The 13,771-nt window shown below is 72.4% G+C and carries 11 protein-coding genes; 5 read left to right on the top strand and 6 right to left on the bottom strand.

The genetic code is table 11. The annotated features are described in order from the left end of the window. The first annotated feature begins 109 nt into the window (after positions 1–109). Positions 110–847 (top strand): response regulator transcription factor, encoded by a 738-nt coding sequence (locus tag ACZ6AA_RS05110; protein ID WP_468452352.1) that lies wholly within the window; start codon positions 110–112, stop codon positions 845–847. Further along, positions 844–2,286 carry a sensor histidine kinase gene (locus tag ACZ6AA_RS05105; protein ID WP_468452354.1) on the top strand — a complete coding sequence of 481 codons (1,443 nt, stop codon included), beginning with the start codon at positions 844–846 and terminating at the stop codon, positions 2,284–2,286. The genes ACZ6AA_RS05110 and ACZ6AA_RS05105 overlap by 4 nt, the downstream gene beginning before the upstream one ends. Before the next feature lie 67 nt (positions 2,287–2,353). Here ACZ6AA_RS05105 and ACZ6AA_RS05100 read toward each other — a convergent pair whose 3' ends face one another. The 4 genes from ACZ6AA_RS05100 to ACZ6AA_RS05085 all read right to left on the bottom strand — a co-directional run bounded on the left by ACZ6AA_RS05100 (position 2,354) and on the right by ACZ6AA_RS05085 (position 6,536). Then, positions 2,354–4,054, bottom strand: a complete 1,701-nt coding sequence (locus ACZ6AA_RS05100; RefSeq protein WP_468452356.1) for an acyl-CoA mutase large subunit family protein — start codon at positions 4,052–4,054, stop codon at positions 2,354–2,356. 96 nt (positions 4,055–4,150) lie between these two features. Beyond that, positions 4,151–4,483, bottom strand: a complete 333-nt coding sequence (locus ACZ6AA_RS05095; protein ID WP_468452358.1) for a DUF3817 domain-containing protein — start codon at positions 4,481–4,483, stop codon at positions 4,151–4,153. A 189-nt stretch (positions 4,484–4,672) separates the two neighbouring features. Next, positions 4,673–5,179 carry a MarR family winged helix-turn-helix transcriptional regulator gene (locus ACZ6AA_RS05090; protein WP_468452360.1) on the bottom strand — a complete coding sequence of 169 codons (507 nt, stop codon included), beginning with the start codon at positions 5,177–5,179 and terminating at the stop codon, positions 4,673–4,675. 10 nt (positions 5,180–5,189) lie between these two features. Next, positions 5,190–6,536 carry an MFS transporter gene (locus ACZ6AA_RS05085; RefSeq protein WP_471456310.1) on the bottom strand — a complete coding sequence of 449 codons (1,347 nt, stop codon included), beginning with the start codon at positions 6,534–6,536 and terminating at the stop codon, positions 5,190–5,192. Between the two features lie 125 nt (positions 6,537–6,661). On the opposite strand from ACZ6AA_RS05085, the gene ACZ6AA_RS05080 reads away from it, so the two are divergent. The 3 genes from ACZ6AA_RS05080 (at position 6,662) to ACZ6AA_RS05070 (ending at position 9,691) form a co-directional block, all read left to right on the top strand. Further along, entirely contained in the window at positions 6,662–7,642 is a 981-nt protein-coding gene (locus tag ACZ6AA_RS05080) for an ArsR/SmtB family transcription factor (protein ID WP_471456308.1), read from the top strand. Between the two features lie 160 nt (positions 7,643–7,802). Continuing rightward, the gene (locus tag ACZ6AA_RS05075) at positions 7,803–8,825 is read left to right on the top strand and encodes a glycoside hydrolase family 6 protein (RefSeq protein ID WP_468452366.1); all 1,023 of its coding nucleotides are present in this window, start codon (positions 7,803–7,805) and stop codon (positions 8,823–8,825) included. A 107-nt stretch (positions 8,826–8,932) separates the two neighbouring features. Next, positions 8,933–9,691 (top strand): 2-phosphosulfolactate phosphatase, encoded by a 759-nt coding sequence (locus ACZ6AA_RS05070; RefSeq protein ID WP_468452368.1) that lies wholly within the window; start codon positions 8,933–8,935, stop codon positions 9,689–9,691. A gap of 54 nt (positions 9,692–9,745) precedes the next feature. Here the strand turns inward: ACZ6AA_RS05070 and glxA are convergent, their stop codons facing one another. Both glxA and ACZ6AA_RS05060 read right to left on the bottom strand, forming a co-directional pair. Then, a complete protein-coding gene (gene glxA / locus ACZ6AA_RS05065; RefSeq protein ID WP_468452370.1) occupies positions 9,746–11,725 on the bottom strand; it encodes a radical copper oxidase GlxA in 1,980 nt (659 codons plus the stop codon). A 4-nt stretch (positions 11,726–11,729) separates the two neighbouring features. Then, entirely contained in the window at positions 11,730–13,532 is a 1,803-nt protein-coding gene (locus ACZ6AA_RS05060; RefSeq protein ID WP_471456627.1) for a glycosyltransferase family 2 protein, read from the bottom strand. Positions 13,533–13,771: the final 239 nt, after the last annotated feature.

The raw sequence follows: 13,771 nt of genomic DNA, 5'->3' as shown, positions 1-13,771 counted from the left end.
CCTAAGAGGGTTTTAAGAGCCGGGTTTGGCACCTTTGGTGCATGAGTTCCTTCCTGAGCCGCACGAGGTGCGCTTTTCCCGGGCCCCGGCCCGCCCCGGGCGTCGCCGCATGACGCCGCCCGCGCACCCGGCGCACCCGGCGCCCCTGTCCAGGGTCCTCGTCGTCGACGACGACCCCGAGGTGCGCGCCGCCGTCGAGGACGCGCTGACCGTCGAGGGCCACCATGTGCGCGGTGCCGCCGACGGCCACCGCGCGCTGACCGCGGTGGCCAGGTGGGAGCCGGACCTCCTGGTCCTGGACGTGAAGATGCCCGTGCTCGACGGCCTCGCCGTGTGCCGCAGGCTGCGCGCGGCGGGCGACCGCACCCCGGTGCTCGTCCTGACGGCCCTTGACTCGGTGAGCGACCGCGTGGACGGCCTGGACGCGGGCGCCGACGACTACCTGGTCAAGCCGTTCGCCCTGGACGAGCTGGTGGCGCGGGTCCGGGCGCTCCTGCGCCGCGCCGCCCCCGACCCGGCGGGGCCGGGCGGCCGGGAGACCGACGGCGACGCGCTGTCGTACGGCGATCTGACGCTCGACACCCGGACCCGCACCGGTGCGCGCGGCGGGCGCCGCATCGAGTTCAGCCGCACCGAGTCCACGCTCCTGGAACTGCTGCTCCGGAACTCCGGGCAGGTACTGCCGCGCGAGCTGATCCACGAGGCGGTGTGGGGCCGGGACTTCGGGCCCGACTCCAACTCCCTTGCGGTGTACGTCGGCTATCTGCGCCGGAAGCTGGAGGCCGAGGGCGAGACGCGGCTCGTGCACACGGTGCACGGCGTCGGCTACCGGCTCGGTTCGCCATGAGCACGCCCCGCGCCCCCCGCGCGCCCCACGCCCCCCGAGGCGGCCGTGGCCGCCGCGCCCTTGGGGCCCGCTGGCGCCGCCGCCGTCCACTGCGCACCCGCCTCGCGGTGGCGGCGTCCGCCGCGGTGGCGCTGGTCGCGATCTGCGTCTGCACGGCGTCGTTCTTCGTCCTGCGCTACAAGCTCTACCAACAGCTGGACCAGAACCTCGCCCAGTCCGCGACCCTGGCCGCACAAGAGCACCGCTCCGAGGAGCAGGGCTACGGCGTGCTCGCGGGCGAGTGCCGCTTCCTGGGCGCTCCGGCCTGCGCGCAGGTCGTCCCCGCCGCCTCGGCCGACGACCCGAGGAAGCCGTACCCGCTGCCCGTGAACCGCTCCACGCGGCAGGTCGCGGCGGGCGAACTCGCCCCCTACTACTCGAACTTCACCCTGCCCGGCGGCAAGCCGGGACGCATGTTCACCACCACCTACGGCAAGGGCGCGGCCGTCCAGGTCGCGCTGCGCGCCGACATCGCCGAGCGCGGGGTGCGGCAGACGGCCGCGATCCTGTCGGTGGTGGGCGGCGCGGGCGTGCTCCTGTCCGCGCTCGGCGGCTACTGGGTCTCCCGCACAGGACTCGCCCCCGTCGCGCGGCTCACGGCGACGGCGGAGCGCATCGCCGCGACCCGCGACGCGCGGCACCGCATCGAGCTGCCGCCCGGCCCGCCCGGCGGACGCGGCGAGGACGAGGTGACGCGGCTCGCCACGGCCTTCAACACCATGCTCGGCGAGCTGGAGGAATCGGTCGCGGCCCGCCGCCGCCTCGTCGCCGACGCCTCGCACGAGCTGCGTACGCCACTGACGTCGTTGCGTACGAACGCGGAACTCCTCGCCCGTGCCGATCGCCTGACGACGGAGCAGCGGGACCGGGCGTCGGCCGCGCTCGGCCGTCAGCTGCGCGAGGTCACCGGCCTGGTCAACGACCTGATCGAACTGGCCCGCGACGAGGAGCCGCAGCCGCTCCTGGAGGAGGTGCGCCTCGCGCCGCTGGTCGAGCACGTCGTGAACGCGGCGCGCGAGCACTGGCCCGCGATCGTCTTCCTGTACGACGTCGCTCCCGACGCTGCCGGGACGACCCTGCCCGGTGTGCCCGCACGCCTCGCCCGGCTCGTCACCAACCTGCTGGACAACGCGGCGAAGTTCAGCCCGCCCGGGGCGGCCGTCGAGGTCTCCCTGACCACCACCGGCCTCGCCGTCCGCGACCACGGCCCCGGCATCACCCCGGAGGACCTGCCGCACGTCTTCGACCGCTTCTACCGCGCCGAGCGGGCCCGGGCACTGCCCGGCTCCGGCCTGGGCCTGGCCATGGCACGCCAGATCGCCCGTGCCCACGGCGCGGAACTGACGGCGGAACACGCCCCCGGCGGGGGCGCGCTGTTCCGTCTGGCGTGGCCGTCCTAGGCCGGACGGCGCCGAAGCAGCGCGCAGCGCCTCCGGCCGGACGACCGGAAGTCCTCCGGCCGGAGGGCTAGAACCCGGCCGGTTCCGTGTACACCCCCCACTCGTCCCGCAGCACCCCACAGATCTCCCCGAGCGTCGCCTCGGCCCGGACGGCGTCCAGCATGGGCGCGATCATGTTGGACCCGTCGCGGGCGGCGGCGAGCATGGCGTCGAGGGAGGCTCGGACGCGGGCGTCGTCCCGCCCGTCCTTGCGGGAGGCGAGCACCTTGACCTGCTCCCGCTCGACCTCGTGGCTGACGCGCAGGATCTCCAGGTCACCGGTCACGGAGCCATGGGCGACGTTGACGCCGACGACCCGCTTGTCGCCCTTCTCCAGGGACCGCTGGTACTGGAAGGCGGACTCGGCGATCTCACCGGTGAACCAGCCGTCCTCGATGCCCCGCAGGATGCCGGAGGTGATGGGCCCGATGGGGTGCTGCCCGTCGGGACGCGCCCGCCGCCCCCGCTCCTTGATCTGGTCGAAGATCTTCTCGGCGTCGGCCTCGATGCGGTCGGTGAGCTGCTCCACGTACCAGGAGCCGCCGAGCGGGTCGGCGACGTTGGCGACGCCGGTCTCCTCCATGAGGACCTGCTGGGTGCGCAGGGCGATCTCGGCGGCCTGCTCGCTGGGCAGGGCGAGGGTCTCGTCGAGGGCGTTGGTGTGCAGGGAGTTGGTGCCGCCGAGGACGGCGGCGAGGGCCTCCACGGCGGTGCGGACCACGTTGTTGTACGGCTGCTGGGCGGTCAGCGAGACACCGGCGGTCTGGGTGTGGAACCGCAGCCACTGGGCCTTGTCGGACTTGGCGCCGTACACGTCCTTCATCCAGCGGGCCCAGATCCGGCGGGCGGCCCGGAACTTGGCGATCTCCTCGAAGAAGTCGACGTGGGCGTCGAAGAAGAAGGAGAGACCGGGGGCGAAGACGTCGACGTCGAGGCCGCGGCTCAGGCCAAGCTCCACGTACCCGAAGCCGTCCGCGAGGGTGTACGCCAGCTCCTGCGCGGCCGTCGCCCCGGCCTCGCGGATGTGGTAGCCGGAGACGGAGAGCGGCTTGTAGGCGGGGATGTCGCGGGCGCAGTGCTCCATCAGGTCGCCGATGAGGCGCAGATGGGGCTCGGGCTCGAAGAGCCACTCCTTCTGCGCGATGTACTCCTTGAAGATGTCGGTCTGGAGCGTGCCGTTGAGCACGCCCGGGTCGACGCCCTGCCGCTCGGCGGCGACCAGGTACATGCAGAAGACGGGGACGGCGGGGCCGCTGATCGTCATCGACGTCGTGACGTCGCCGAGCGGGATGTCCTTGAACAGGACCTCCATGTCGGCGGCGGAGTCGATGGCGACGCCGCAGTGGCCGACCTCGCCGAGGGCGCGCGGGTCGTCGGAGTCGCGGCCCATGAGCGTCGGCATGTCGAAGGCGACGCTCAGGCCGCCGCCGCCGGCGGCGAGGATCATCTTGTACCGCTCGTTCGTCTGCTCGGCGTTGCCGAAGCCCGCGAACTGGCGGATCGTCCACGTACGCCCCCGGTATCCCGTGGGGTACAGGCCGCGCGTGAACGGATACTCGCCGGGCCATCCGATGCGCTCGAAGCCCTCATAGGTGTCCCCGGGCCGGGGCCCGTAGGCAGGCTCGACCGGGTCACCGGAGAGCGTCGTGAAATCGGCGTCGCGCTTCTTCGCGGCGTCGTACCGGGCCTGCCAGCGACGGCGGCCCTCTGCGATGGCGTCAGCGTCCATGCCACCCAATTTACTTGGACGTCCTAGTAAATGTCGATGGCCAACCGCCACGGGCTGCCCGTGGCGGGGGTGTGGCGCGGCTGCGGCGCGGGCGCCTCAGGCCTTGGCGAGCGGGGTCGCGGGGTCCGTGAGCAGGGGCTCGACCTCGCGGACGACGTTGCGCTCGACGAAGAAGGCGGCCGTGGGAATCGTGCCGGACACCAGCACCCAGAGCAGCTTGCCGAACGGCCACTTCGCCTTGGAGCCGAGGTCGAAGGCGAAGACCAGGTAGATGATGAAGAGGACGCCGTGGATCTGGGAGACCGCGAGCGTCAGGCCCTCGCCCTTGTCGAAGCCGTACTTGGCCACCATGCAGGCGCACAAGATCAACAACATGACGGCGGTGACGTAGGCCATTACCCGGTAGCGGGTCAGCACGCTGCGTTTCATGGCTACGAGCGTAGCCCGCTCCCCCACGCGATCTTCAGCTGCCCCTTTCCTCCCACCCGCCCTGGCCTGCCTCCGGCAGCACCCCGCCCCGGAGGGCAAGAAGGGCGGGCGGGGAAAGAGCCCGTCCGGCGTTTGAGGACGAGGCCCGCAGGGCCGATGGAGCGGGGAGAGGGGCGCAGCCCCATAGGACTAACCGTCGAAGTCCTGCGCAGCAACCCGCAGGGGCCGAAGCATCGCAAACAGCTCCCCGCACTCCTCCGCGTCATAGACCCCGAGCCCGAAGTCCATCGCCATCAGCTCCCGCGTCGCCTCCTCGACGACCTCACGCCCCTTCTCCGTGATGGAGGCCAGCGTCCCGCGCCCGTCGTTGGGGTTGGGCCGCTTGTCCACGAGCCCGGACCGGACAAGCCGGTCCACCGTGTTCGTGACGGACGTCGGATGCACCATCAACCGCTCGCCGATCTTGGACATCGGCAGCTCGCCCTCCTTGGAGAAGGACAGCAGCACCAGCGCCTCGTACCGCGCGAAGGTCAGTCCGTACGGCTTGACGACCGCGTCGACCTCGGCGAGCAGGATCTGGTGCGCGCGCATGATCGAGGTGATGGCGCCCATCGCGGGCACGGAACCCCAGCGCTGCTTCCAGAGTTCGTCGGCTCGGGCGATGGGATCGAAGGGGAGACTGAGCGGCTTCGGCACAGCGTCGACCTTAGCCGCCGGTCACATACCGGTCAGCCCCAGTCTCAGAATTCGGCAGCGCGTTCGCACCCCGCCGTCCTGTCGACCGGACCTCACGCACCAGGAGCAGGCAGCACACGGTGCCGAGCGCACCGGCGCCCGCGACCACCGTGCTGACGGCGAAGAACTCGGCGGCGAGCCCGGCGAGCGCCATGCCGACGCCCTGGAGGGTCATCAGGCCCGCCGTGTGCACGGTCATGGCGCGCCCGCGCAGCTCCGGCGGCACGGCGTCCACGAACCAGCGGTCGAGCCCCAGCGTGTACGCCGATCCGGCCCCGGCGAGCACGAGCGCGGGCAGCGCCCAGGCCAGGCCGGGGGCGAAGACGTACGCGAGCAGCGGGAGGAGGGTGGTCGCGGCCAGCGGGAGCACGATGCGGGAGCGGGTGGCGGGGGTGAGCGCGGACCCCGCGTACACCTCGCCCGCGATGGTGCCGACGGGCATCGCGCACATCAGCAGGCCGACCCCGGCGGTGCCGACGCCGATCTGCTCGGCGTAGGGGGCGGCGAGGGCCTCCGGGGCGACGACGAACATCGGGGGCGCCCAGAGCAGGAGCAGCAGCGCGCGGATCCGCCGGTGCGCCAGGACCTCACGGGCACCCGCGAGCGAGTACCGCAGGAGCGCGGCCTCCCCGCCCCCGCGCCCCCGGTCGCCGCCCCGCGCGGGCCGCCGCTTCGTCCCGGTCCGCAGCAGCAGCGCCGACGCGAGGAACGTCACCAGCGTGATGACGAGCGCCCCGCGCGGGGACACGACGGTGAGCAGGACGCCCCCGAGCCCGAAGCCGACGAGGACGGCGCTCTGCGACACCATCCGCAGCAGCGAACGCCCGAGCACGAACAGGTCGCCGTCACCGAGGACGTCGGTGAGCGTCGCCATCCGGGTGCCGTTGAACACCGGCGAGACGGCCGCGATCAGACAGCGCAGCGCCAGCAGCCCGGCGACCGGTGTCGCGGGCAGGGCCATCAGCGCCGCGCACCCGGCGCACACCAGGTCACAGCCGACGAGGACCCGTCGCGGCGGATACCGGTCGGCGACCCCGGCGAACAGCGTCCCGCCCACGAGGTACGGCAGCATCCCCAGCGCGAACGCCAGCGCACTGAGCAGCGGCGACCCGGTGAGGTCGTACACGAGCACCGTCAACGCGATCTCACTGACGACCACCCCGAGCAACGACAACGCGTGCGCGACGAAGACGGCCCGGAACTCGCGGACGGCGAAGACCCGCCCGTACCCGTCCCGCGGCTCCCCGCCCCCGGCCCCCGCCGCTCCCCTCTCCCCCGTGTCCACGCCCGTCGCCTCAGCCCCGTGTCCGTCGCTCATGCGCTCACCCTGGCGGGGCCCGGCGCCGGTCCCTAAAGTTTCGGCTTCAGCCGAATCTTCGGCGCCGACGGCACCCGGGGTATGACGTCGACGGTGCGAGCGGCATGAGGTGAGGAGGACGGGCCGTGCCCTTTCAGTTGCGGTTCGGGGAGAACGATCTGCTGCGGTGCCGGTTCGCCGTGTCGCCGCTGTGGGAGACGCAGGAGGCGGTGCGGACGCTGAAGCGGCGCGAGCGGCACGGGTATCACCCGGGGTGGCTGCGGCGGATCAAGGAGGCGGGGGCGGGGCTCGACCTGGAGGCCGTGTGGCTGTTGATGCCGTCGCGCGGGCACAGCCCGGACTTCCTCGGGCCGCCGCCGCTCGGCCCCGCTACGGGGTTCGACGAGGAGATCGCGGCGGTGCGGGCGGCCGACCCCGAGGCCGCGCGGGACGACATGGCGCGGGCCCTCGCGGAGACTCCGGGGGCGGCGGCGAGCCCGCTCGGGCGGCGCCTGCTCGACGACCCGGCGCGGGCGGTAGGGGAATTGGCGGACGCCCTGGAGGGCGCCTGGCACGCGCTGGTCGAGCCGTACTGGCCCCGCCTGCGCGCCCTGCTCGAAGCCGACGTGGCGTACCACTCCCGGCGCCTCGCGGAGGTCGGCCTCGGCGCCCTGCTGCCCGAGCTCGACCGCCGCCTGGCCTGGGACTCCGGGACGCTGACGGCACAGTGGCGCGGGCGGCACGTGCGGGACCTGGACGGACGCGGCCTGGTCCTGATGCCGAGCGTCTTCAGCTGGCCGGACGTGATCAGTGGCTACGACCCGCCCTGGCAGCCGACGCTGGTGTACCCGGCCCGGGGCCTGGCCGGTCTGTGGAGCGCCCCGGCCGACCACGCCCCGGACGCTCTCGCCCGCCTCCTCGGCCGCAACCGCGCCGCCGTCCTCACCGCCCTCGCCGAACCGGCAGGCACCTCGGCCCTCGCCCACCGCCTGGCCCTGGCCCCCTCGTCGGTCTCGGCGCATCTGACGGCACTGCGGGACGCGGGCCTGCTCACCTCGCGCCGGTACGGACACCAGGTCCTGTACGAGCGGACCCCGCTCGGGATCGCGCTGACGGCGGGCGGCTGAAGGCCGACAGGGGGCGGCCCTCGCCAGGGCGGTTGGACGCGGGCGGCTGACTACGGCGGCATGCGCGGTGTCGTACACGGGGACGATTGGTCCCTTATGTCACGATTGCCGCACGACTCGCCTGCCCGTCACCGTCGACACCGTCGCTCAAGGGGTCTGGATGCACCGGCTGCTCCGTACGTTCACGGCACTCACGGCCGTCGCGGCCCTAGGGCTCGCGGCGGGGTGCTCGTCCGGGTCCGGCCCGGGCGAGGAGAAGGACGAGGGGACGTCCGCCGTCCGCCCCGAGGCGGCGCGGTCGGCGCAGCACCGCTTCTGGGTCGACCCGCAGAGCGCGGCGGCACGGCAGGTCAGGGAGTGGCAGCAGGAGGGCCGCACGCAGGACGCCGAGGCGCTGCGCCGGATCGCCGAGCAGCCGATGGCGGTGTGGCCGGCCGGGGACGACCCGGCGCCGGACATCGCGAAGGCCACCGCGGGCGCGGCGGACGAGGGCCGCACGGCGGTGCTCGTCGCGTACAACATCCCGCACCGCGACTGCGGCCAGCACTCGGCGGGCGGCGCCCAGGACGCCGCGTACTACCGCCAGTGGCTCGGCGCGTTCGCCGACGCCATCGGGCGGAGCAAGGCGCTCGTGGTCCTGGAGCCGGACGCCATCCCGCACATCGTGGACGGCTGCACGCCCGCCCAGTACCACGAGCAGCGCTACCAGCTCCTGTCGGAGGCGATCCAGCGCCTCAAGCGGCAGCCGAACGTCAAGGTCTACCTGGACGCGGGCAACCCCGGCTGGATCAACGACGCACGGAAGCTCACCCTGCCGCTCCAGCGGGCGGGCATCGACCAGGCCGACGGCTTCTCGCTGAACGTCTCCAACTTCCAGAGCGACCGCACGACCAGCGCCTACGGCCGCACCCTCGCCGCCACGGTCGGCGGCAAGCACTTCGTGATGGACACCAGCCGCAACGGCAAGGGCCCCCTCGCCGGGGACCGCCAGGACGCCTGGTGCAACCCGCCAGGACGTGGCCTCGGCACCCCGCCCACCGACCGCACCGGCGACCCGCTCCTGGACGCCTACCTGTGGATCAAGCGGCCCGGCGACTCCGACGGCCCCTGCCGCGGCGGACCGGCCGCCGGACAGTGGTGGCCGGACTACGCGCTCGGGCTCGTGCGCAACGCGAAGGCGTAGCCGGTCTGATGATCGAGTGGACGGCCTGTGCAGGTCAACTCGCGCACGGGGAAAGGCCCTTGGCCACGCTGGCCAAAGGCCCCGACCACCTGGCAGCCTGAGGGCGCATGGGGCGTGAAGACTTCTCGCAGGCGGGCTACGGCGTACGGTTCGAGTGGGGCACGTCCGGAGCGAAACGCCTCGCGCCCGCCGTCTCCTGTCTGGTGATCGTCGACGTCCTCTCCTTCACCACGTCGGTGTCGGTCGCCGTCGAGTCCGGCTCCCGCGTCTTCCCGTATCCCTGGCGCGACGAGAGCGCGACGGCCTTCGCCCGCCAGATGGACGCCCGGCTCGCGGTGGGCCGCCGGGCCGTCACGGAGGCCAGCCCCTGGTCGCTGTCCCCGGCCGCCCTGCGGCGCGCCCCGCTCGCCCCGCGCCTGGTGCTGCCCTCCCCCAACGGCTCGGCGATCGCCGCGTCGGCGGGCGGCGTGGACATCGCCGCCGGGTCGCTGCGCAACGCGACCGCCGTGGGCCGGTGGCTCGCGGACCGGGGCCACGGCACCCCCGAGCACCCCGTCGGCGTGATCGCGTCGGGCGAGCGCTGGCCGGACGGAACACTGCGGCCCGCCCTGGAGGACCTCCTCGGCGCCGGGGCCGTGATCACCGCGCTGCGGGACCGCGGTGGCACGGCGCTCTCCCCGGAGGCCGCGTCGGCGGCGTCGGCGTTCGTCGCGGCGGTGGACGTGGGGGACGCGGTCGCGTCCTGCTCCTCGGGCCGGGAGCTGACCGACGGCGGCTACGCGGAGGACGTGGCCATCGCGACGGAGCTGGACGCGTGCGCGGTGGTGCCGGTGCTCACGCACGGGGCGTTCGTGGCGGCCGAGTGAAGCCGGGGTCGGGGTCCGGACGCCCGGCCCCGGCCCTCACGGCACGGGAAGCCGCTACTTCACGTGCACCCACTTCGCCTCCGACGACGCCCCCGCCGCGTCCGTCACGAACAGCATGTACCAGCCGGGCGGCACCAGCGCCGCGTCCTCGCGGGGCACGTCCACCGTCACCGAGCCCGGCCCCTTGGTGAGCCCGAGCGCGATCGAGCGCTGCTCCACGTCCGTGGTGTGCGTGACGGCGCTCGGCCGCATGAGCCGGGCCGAGACCAGCTTCTCCGGGTGCGCGGTGCGGAAGGTCGCGCGGCCGTCGGCGGGCAGCACGCCGGGTCCGGCGCCGAGCACGGGCCGGTTCTTGCCGGACTTGTGCAGGGACGGCGGCGTGAAGATCTCCATGCGCTGCTCGAAATGGCCGAGCTTGGTGTTCTGCTCGTTGTCGAAGAGCGGGTCGGAGCCGAAGGTGGCGACGCGCCCGTCGGGCAGGAGCAGCGCCTCGGAGTGGTAGTTGCGGCCGACCTTGGGGTCGGCGGCGGCGCGGAAGGCGCCCCGGCCCGCGTCACCCTTGGGGTCGTAGAACTGGGCCTTGAGGATGTTGCTGGCGCTGCGGCCGCGGTAGTCGGACGAGCCGTTGGTGGTGAACACCGAGTCGTCCGGCATCAAGACGCTGTTCAGGTAGCGGGTTCCCTGGGGCAGTTCGGGCCCGGTCCTGAAGGCGGGGTTGTCCTGCTTCAGGTCGATGACGGCGGTGCGCTTGGTGGCCTTCTCGGACTCTCCGACCCCGCCGCCGCCGAGGATCATCACCTTCTGGTCCTGGGCGGGCGGGAGCAGGACGGACCCGGACGTCTCGGTCTGGTCGAGGTCGGTGAGGCCGGGCACCTTCTCGAACTTGTTGGTCTTCAGGTCCCACAGGCCGGGCGCGCGGCCCTTCTTCGCGGGCCCGTAACCGGCGTTGGAGGCGGGGTAGAAGAGCTTGCCGCCCTTGGTGAGGAACAGCGCCGGGTAGGTGGGGAAGTACCGCTTGGGCCCATCGGTCCACTTCTTCGTCTTCGGGTCGTAGATCTCGTTGTCGCCGGGGTCGATGACGCCGACGTCGTCGAGCCCGGACACGGCGAGCACCCGGCCGTCCTCCAGGCCGACCAGGGTGGGGTACCAGCGGGCCTTGTCCATCGGTTCCACGGCGATGTACTTCTCCGCCACCGGGTCGAACTCGTAGGCGGCCCTGATGCCTTGGAAGTCCTGCTTGTCCATGGTGAGCTTCTCGGCGATGCCGTACGTGTTGTCGGCCTCCTTGCCGGTCAGCCCCTCGATCTCGTACTGCGCGGACTTCTCCGTGACCGCGGGGGCGCCCTCGCGGACGGCCTCCACGAAGACCCGGGCCTCGCTCGCGACGACCTTCGTCTTCCAGGGCTGCATCGCGCCGGACTTGGAGTACGTGATCTCGAAGTCCCGCTCGGCCTTGGGGACCTTCACATCGAAGCGGCTGACGTACTCGACGCCGGACGGCGAGCGGAACTTGGTGCCCTTCTTCAGGACGACGGGCTTGTCCGGGTTCTCGTTCTTGACCCGCATGCCGCCGCCGGCCCGCTCCACCTCGCCGTCGAGGAGTTCGTAGCGCGCGGTGCCGCCCGCGACCAGGAGGCGGCCGTCGGGGAGCTGGGCGTGGCCCGAGCAGAAGAAGTCCTCGGGGGTCTCGATCTTCTTGAAGGTGTTCTTCTCCGGGTCCCACAGCACGGTGTCGAAGGACCCGGCGTCGAACTTCTCCTGCTCGTTCCCGGACCCGGCGACGATGAGGACCTTCCCGGTGTGCAGGAGGGCCGCGTGGATGGCGTTGGTGCGGAACTCCTCGGGGATGCCGACCTGCTGCCACGACCCGTACTTCTTCATGTAGCCGGGCCGGGAGATCTTGTACGCGTGGTACTTCTCCTCGGCGAAGGAGACGGCGGCGGGGGCGTTGAGGCCGATGAGCACGGCGCCCGCACCCACGCCGAAGACGATCTTCTTGGTGCGCTTGGAGAACTCGGGGGGCCGAAGGGGCATGGCGTCAGTTACCTCCAGTCGTCGTTCCGGTGGCGAAGGCGGGCTCCGGCTCGCCGTCGGCGTCCGCGCCGCTGTCCTGCCGCCGCCGGGCCGCGGCGGCCTTGCGGGCCCGCTGCTCCCGCACGGCGGTGAAGGACCACACCGAGACCGGCGCCAGCGAGATGGCCATGGCGAGCACCGCCCAGGTCCGCATGGCGACATGGGTGTGGTCGAGCACGAAGGAGGCGACGAGCGAACTGGCGAGCACCGCCGCCCAGAACAGATGGATGCGGAAGGTGAGCAGCCGGTCGGGGGTCGCGCCGCCGCCCTTGGGGGTGACGACGAAGCGGCACGGGCGGCGCAGCGCGGCGGCGCCGAGCGACTTGGCGTAGATGGGCGCGGACAGCGCGGACATCGCCATCCCGGCCAGGCCGCCGGAGCCCTCGGGTTCGTGCGGCGAGACGTTGTGGCGCCGGTTCCACAGGTAGAGCCCGATCTGCAGGGCGGCGGCGTCGCTGTAGAGCATCAGCCACACGGAGGCGGCGACCTGGGTGCCGGAGGCCCCGAACCACAGGAACAGCACGCAGCTGAGGATGCCGAGCAGCCAGTTGACGGCCGTCATCGGGTAGTAGACGAGCATCAGCGTGTACGAGAAGAGGCGGCCGGGCGGCATCGTGAACGGCGCCTTCCAGTACTGCTTGATCAGCGTCTCGTACGTGCCGCGCGACCAGCGCAGCTGCTGGGTGAAGAAGTCCGTCCAGGAGGCCGGGCCCTCGCCCACGGCGAGCACGTCCGGGGTGTACACCGACCGCCAGTGCCGTCCGGTGACCGGGTTCTTGTGCCGGTGCAGCTCGAAGCCGGTGGCCATGTCCTCGGTGATCGAGTCGTGGAGGCCGCCGACCTGGCGCAGGGCGGCGATGCGCACGACGTTGTTGGTGCCGACGAACATGGGCGCCCGGTAGCGGTTGCCGGCCCGCTGGATCAGGGCGTGGAAGAGGAACTGCTGTGACTCGGCGGCCTTGGTGACGGGTGAGACGTAGTTCCCGTACACCTGCGGGCCCACGACGAACGCCACGTCCGGGTCGCGGAAGAAGCCCATCATCCGCTCCAGGAAGTTCGGCAGCGGTACGTGGTCGGTGTCCACGGAGGCGAAGAAGTCGTAGTCGCCGCCGTGCATGGCCAGCCAGGCGTTGTAGTTGCCGTGCTTGGTGCGGGTCTTGTGGGGGCCCTTCTTGCGGTTCCACTCCGCGACGCCGAGGCGGGTGAAGTGGCGTACGCCGAGTTCCTCGCAGAGCGCCTTGGCCTGGTCGTCGTCGCCCTCGTCGAGCAGCCAGACGTCGAGCGGTCCGGTGTGGTGTATCCGCACGGCGCCTTCGAGGGTGGCGCGGACCATCGCGAGCGGCTCCTTGCCCGGTACGTACGTGGTGAGGAAGGCGACGCGGGTGCCCTCCTCGGGCACGACCGGGACGGGGTCGCGGGCGACCATCGTGGCGTGCGCGATGGACACCACGTTGACCAGCATGAACAGCTCGATCAGGCCGATCGCGACGAGCATCGTCACATCCAGGCCGACCAGCCAGCGGTCGCCGCCCTCACGTTCCGTCCAGTGGGTGGGCCAGACGAGGTACACGAGCAGGGCGCCGGTCAGGAGGGGGGCCAGCGTCATCAGCAGGAGAGCGCGTATTCGGTGGGGCTCGCGGGCGAGGAGCGGCCGGTACTGCACCCGGTAACCGGCGTGGCCGGTGCCGGTGCCGGCGCCGCCCTCCGGCTCGGTGAGCGGTCCGGCGAGCCGGCTGTGGGTGTCGTAGTCGTAGCCCTCCGGCCGCACAGCGCCCTCCAGGTGATCGAACAAGCCGATACCCACACAAAAGTGGAGATTTGTCGGCGTGTCGAACGGGGCGCGTCCGTGCGAGCGGTTTTACCCTGCGGATCGCTTGAGGACGGGGGTCACCCCGTGCCCCTGGGCGGCCGCCCTTTCCCGCCCGCTTCGCGGCGGGTCTCTCCCACCCGCCCGCCCGTTTCCACCCGACCTCAGGGCTCGGGCCGCCTGTGCCGCCTGAGGTTGTT

The sequence above is a fragment of the Streptomyces sp. NPDC040610 genome (genome assembly GCF_055594065.1).
Note: the sequence above shows the minus strand (reverse complement) of the source record. Positions and strands in the feature narration are given on the sequence as shown.

Bases quoted from the DNA above. Each gene is read 5' to 3' on its own strand.
- ACZ6AA_RS05070 (WP_468452368.1), top strand. From the start codon at position 8,933: ATGGGGCGTGAAGACTTCTCGCAGGCGGGCTACGGCGTACGGTTCGAG.
- ACZ6AA_RS05085 (WP_471456310.1), bottom strand. From the start codon at position 6,536: ATGAGCGACGGACACGGGGCTGAGGCGACGGGCGTGGACACGGGGGAG.
- ACZ6AA_RS05105 (WP_468452354.1), top strand. From the start codon at position 844: ATGAGCACGCCCCGCGCCCCCCGCGCGCCCCACGCCCCCCGAGGCGGC.
- glxA (WP_468452370.1), bottom strand. From the start codon at position 11,725: ATGCCCCTTCGGCCCCCCGAGTTCTCCAAGCGCACCAAGAAGATCGTC.
- ACZ6AA_RS05100 (WP_468452356.1), bottom strand. From the start codon at position 4,054: ATGGACGCTGACGCCATCGCAGAGGGCCGCCGTCGCTGGCAGGCCCGG.
- ACZ6AA_RS05110 (WP_468452352.1), top strand. From the start codon at position 110: ATGACGCCGCCCGCGCACCCGGCGCACCCGGCGCCCCTGTCCAGGGTC.
- ACZ6AA_RS05075 (WP_468452366.1), top strand. From the start codon at position 7,803: ATGCACCGGCTGCTCCGTACGTTCACGGCACTCACGGCCGTCGCGGCC.
- ACZ6AA_RS05095 (WP_468452358.1), bottom strand. From the start codon at position 4,483: ATGAAACGCAGCGTGCTGACCCGCTACCGGGTAATGGCCTACGTCACC.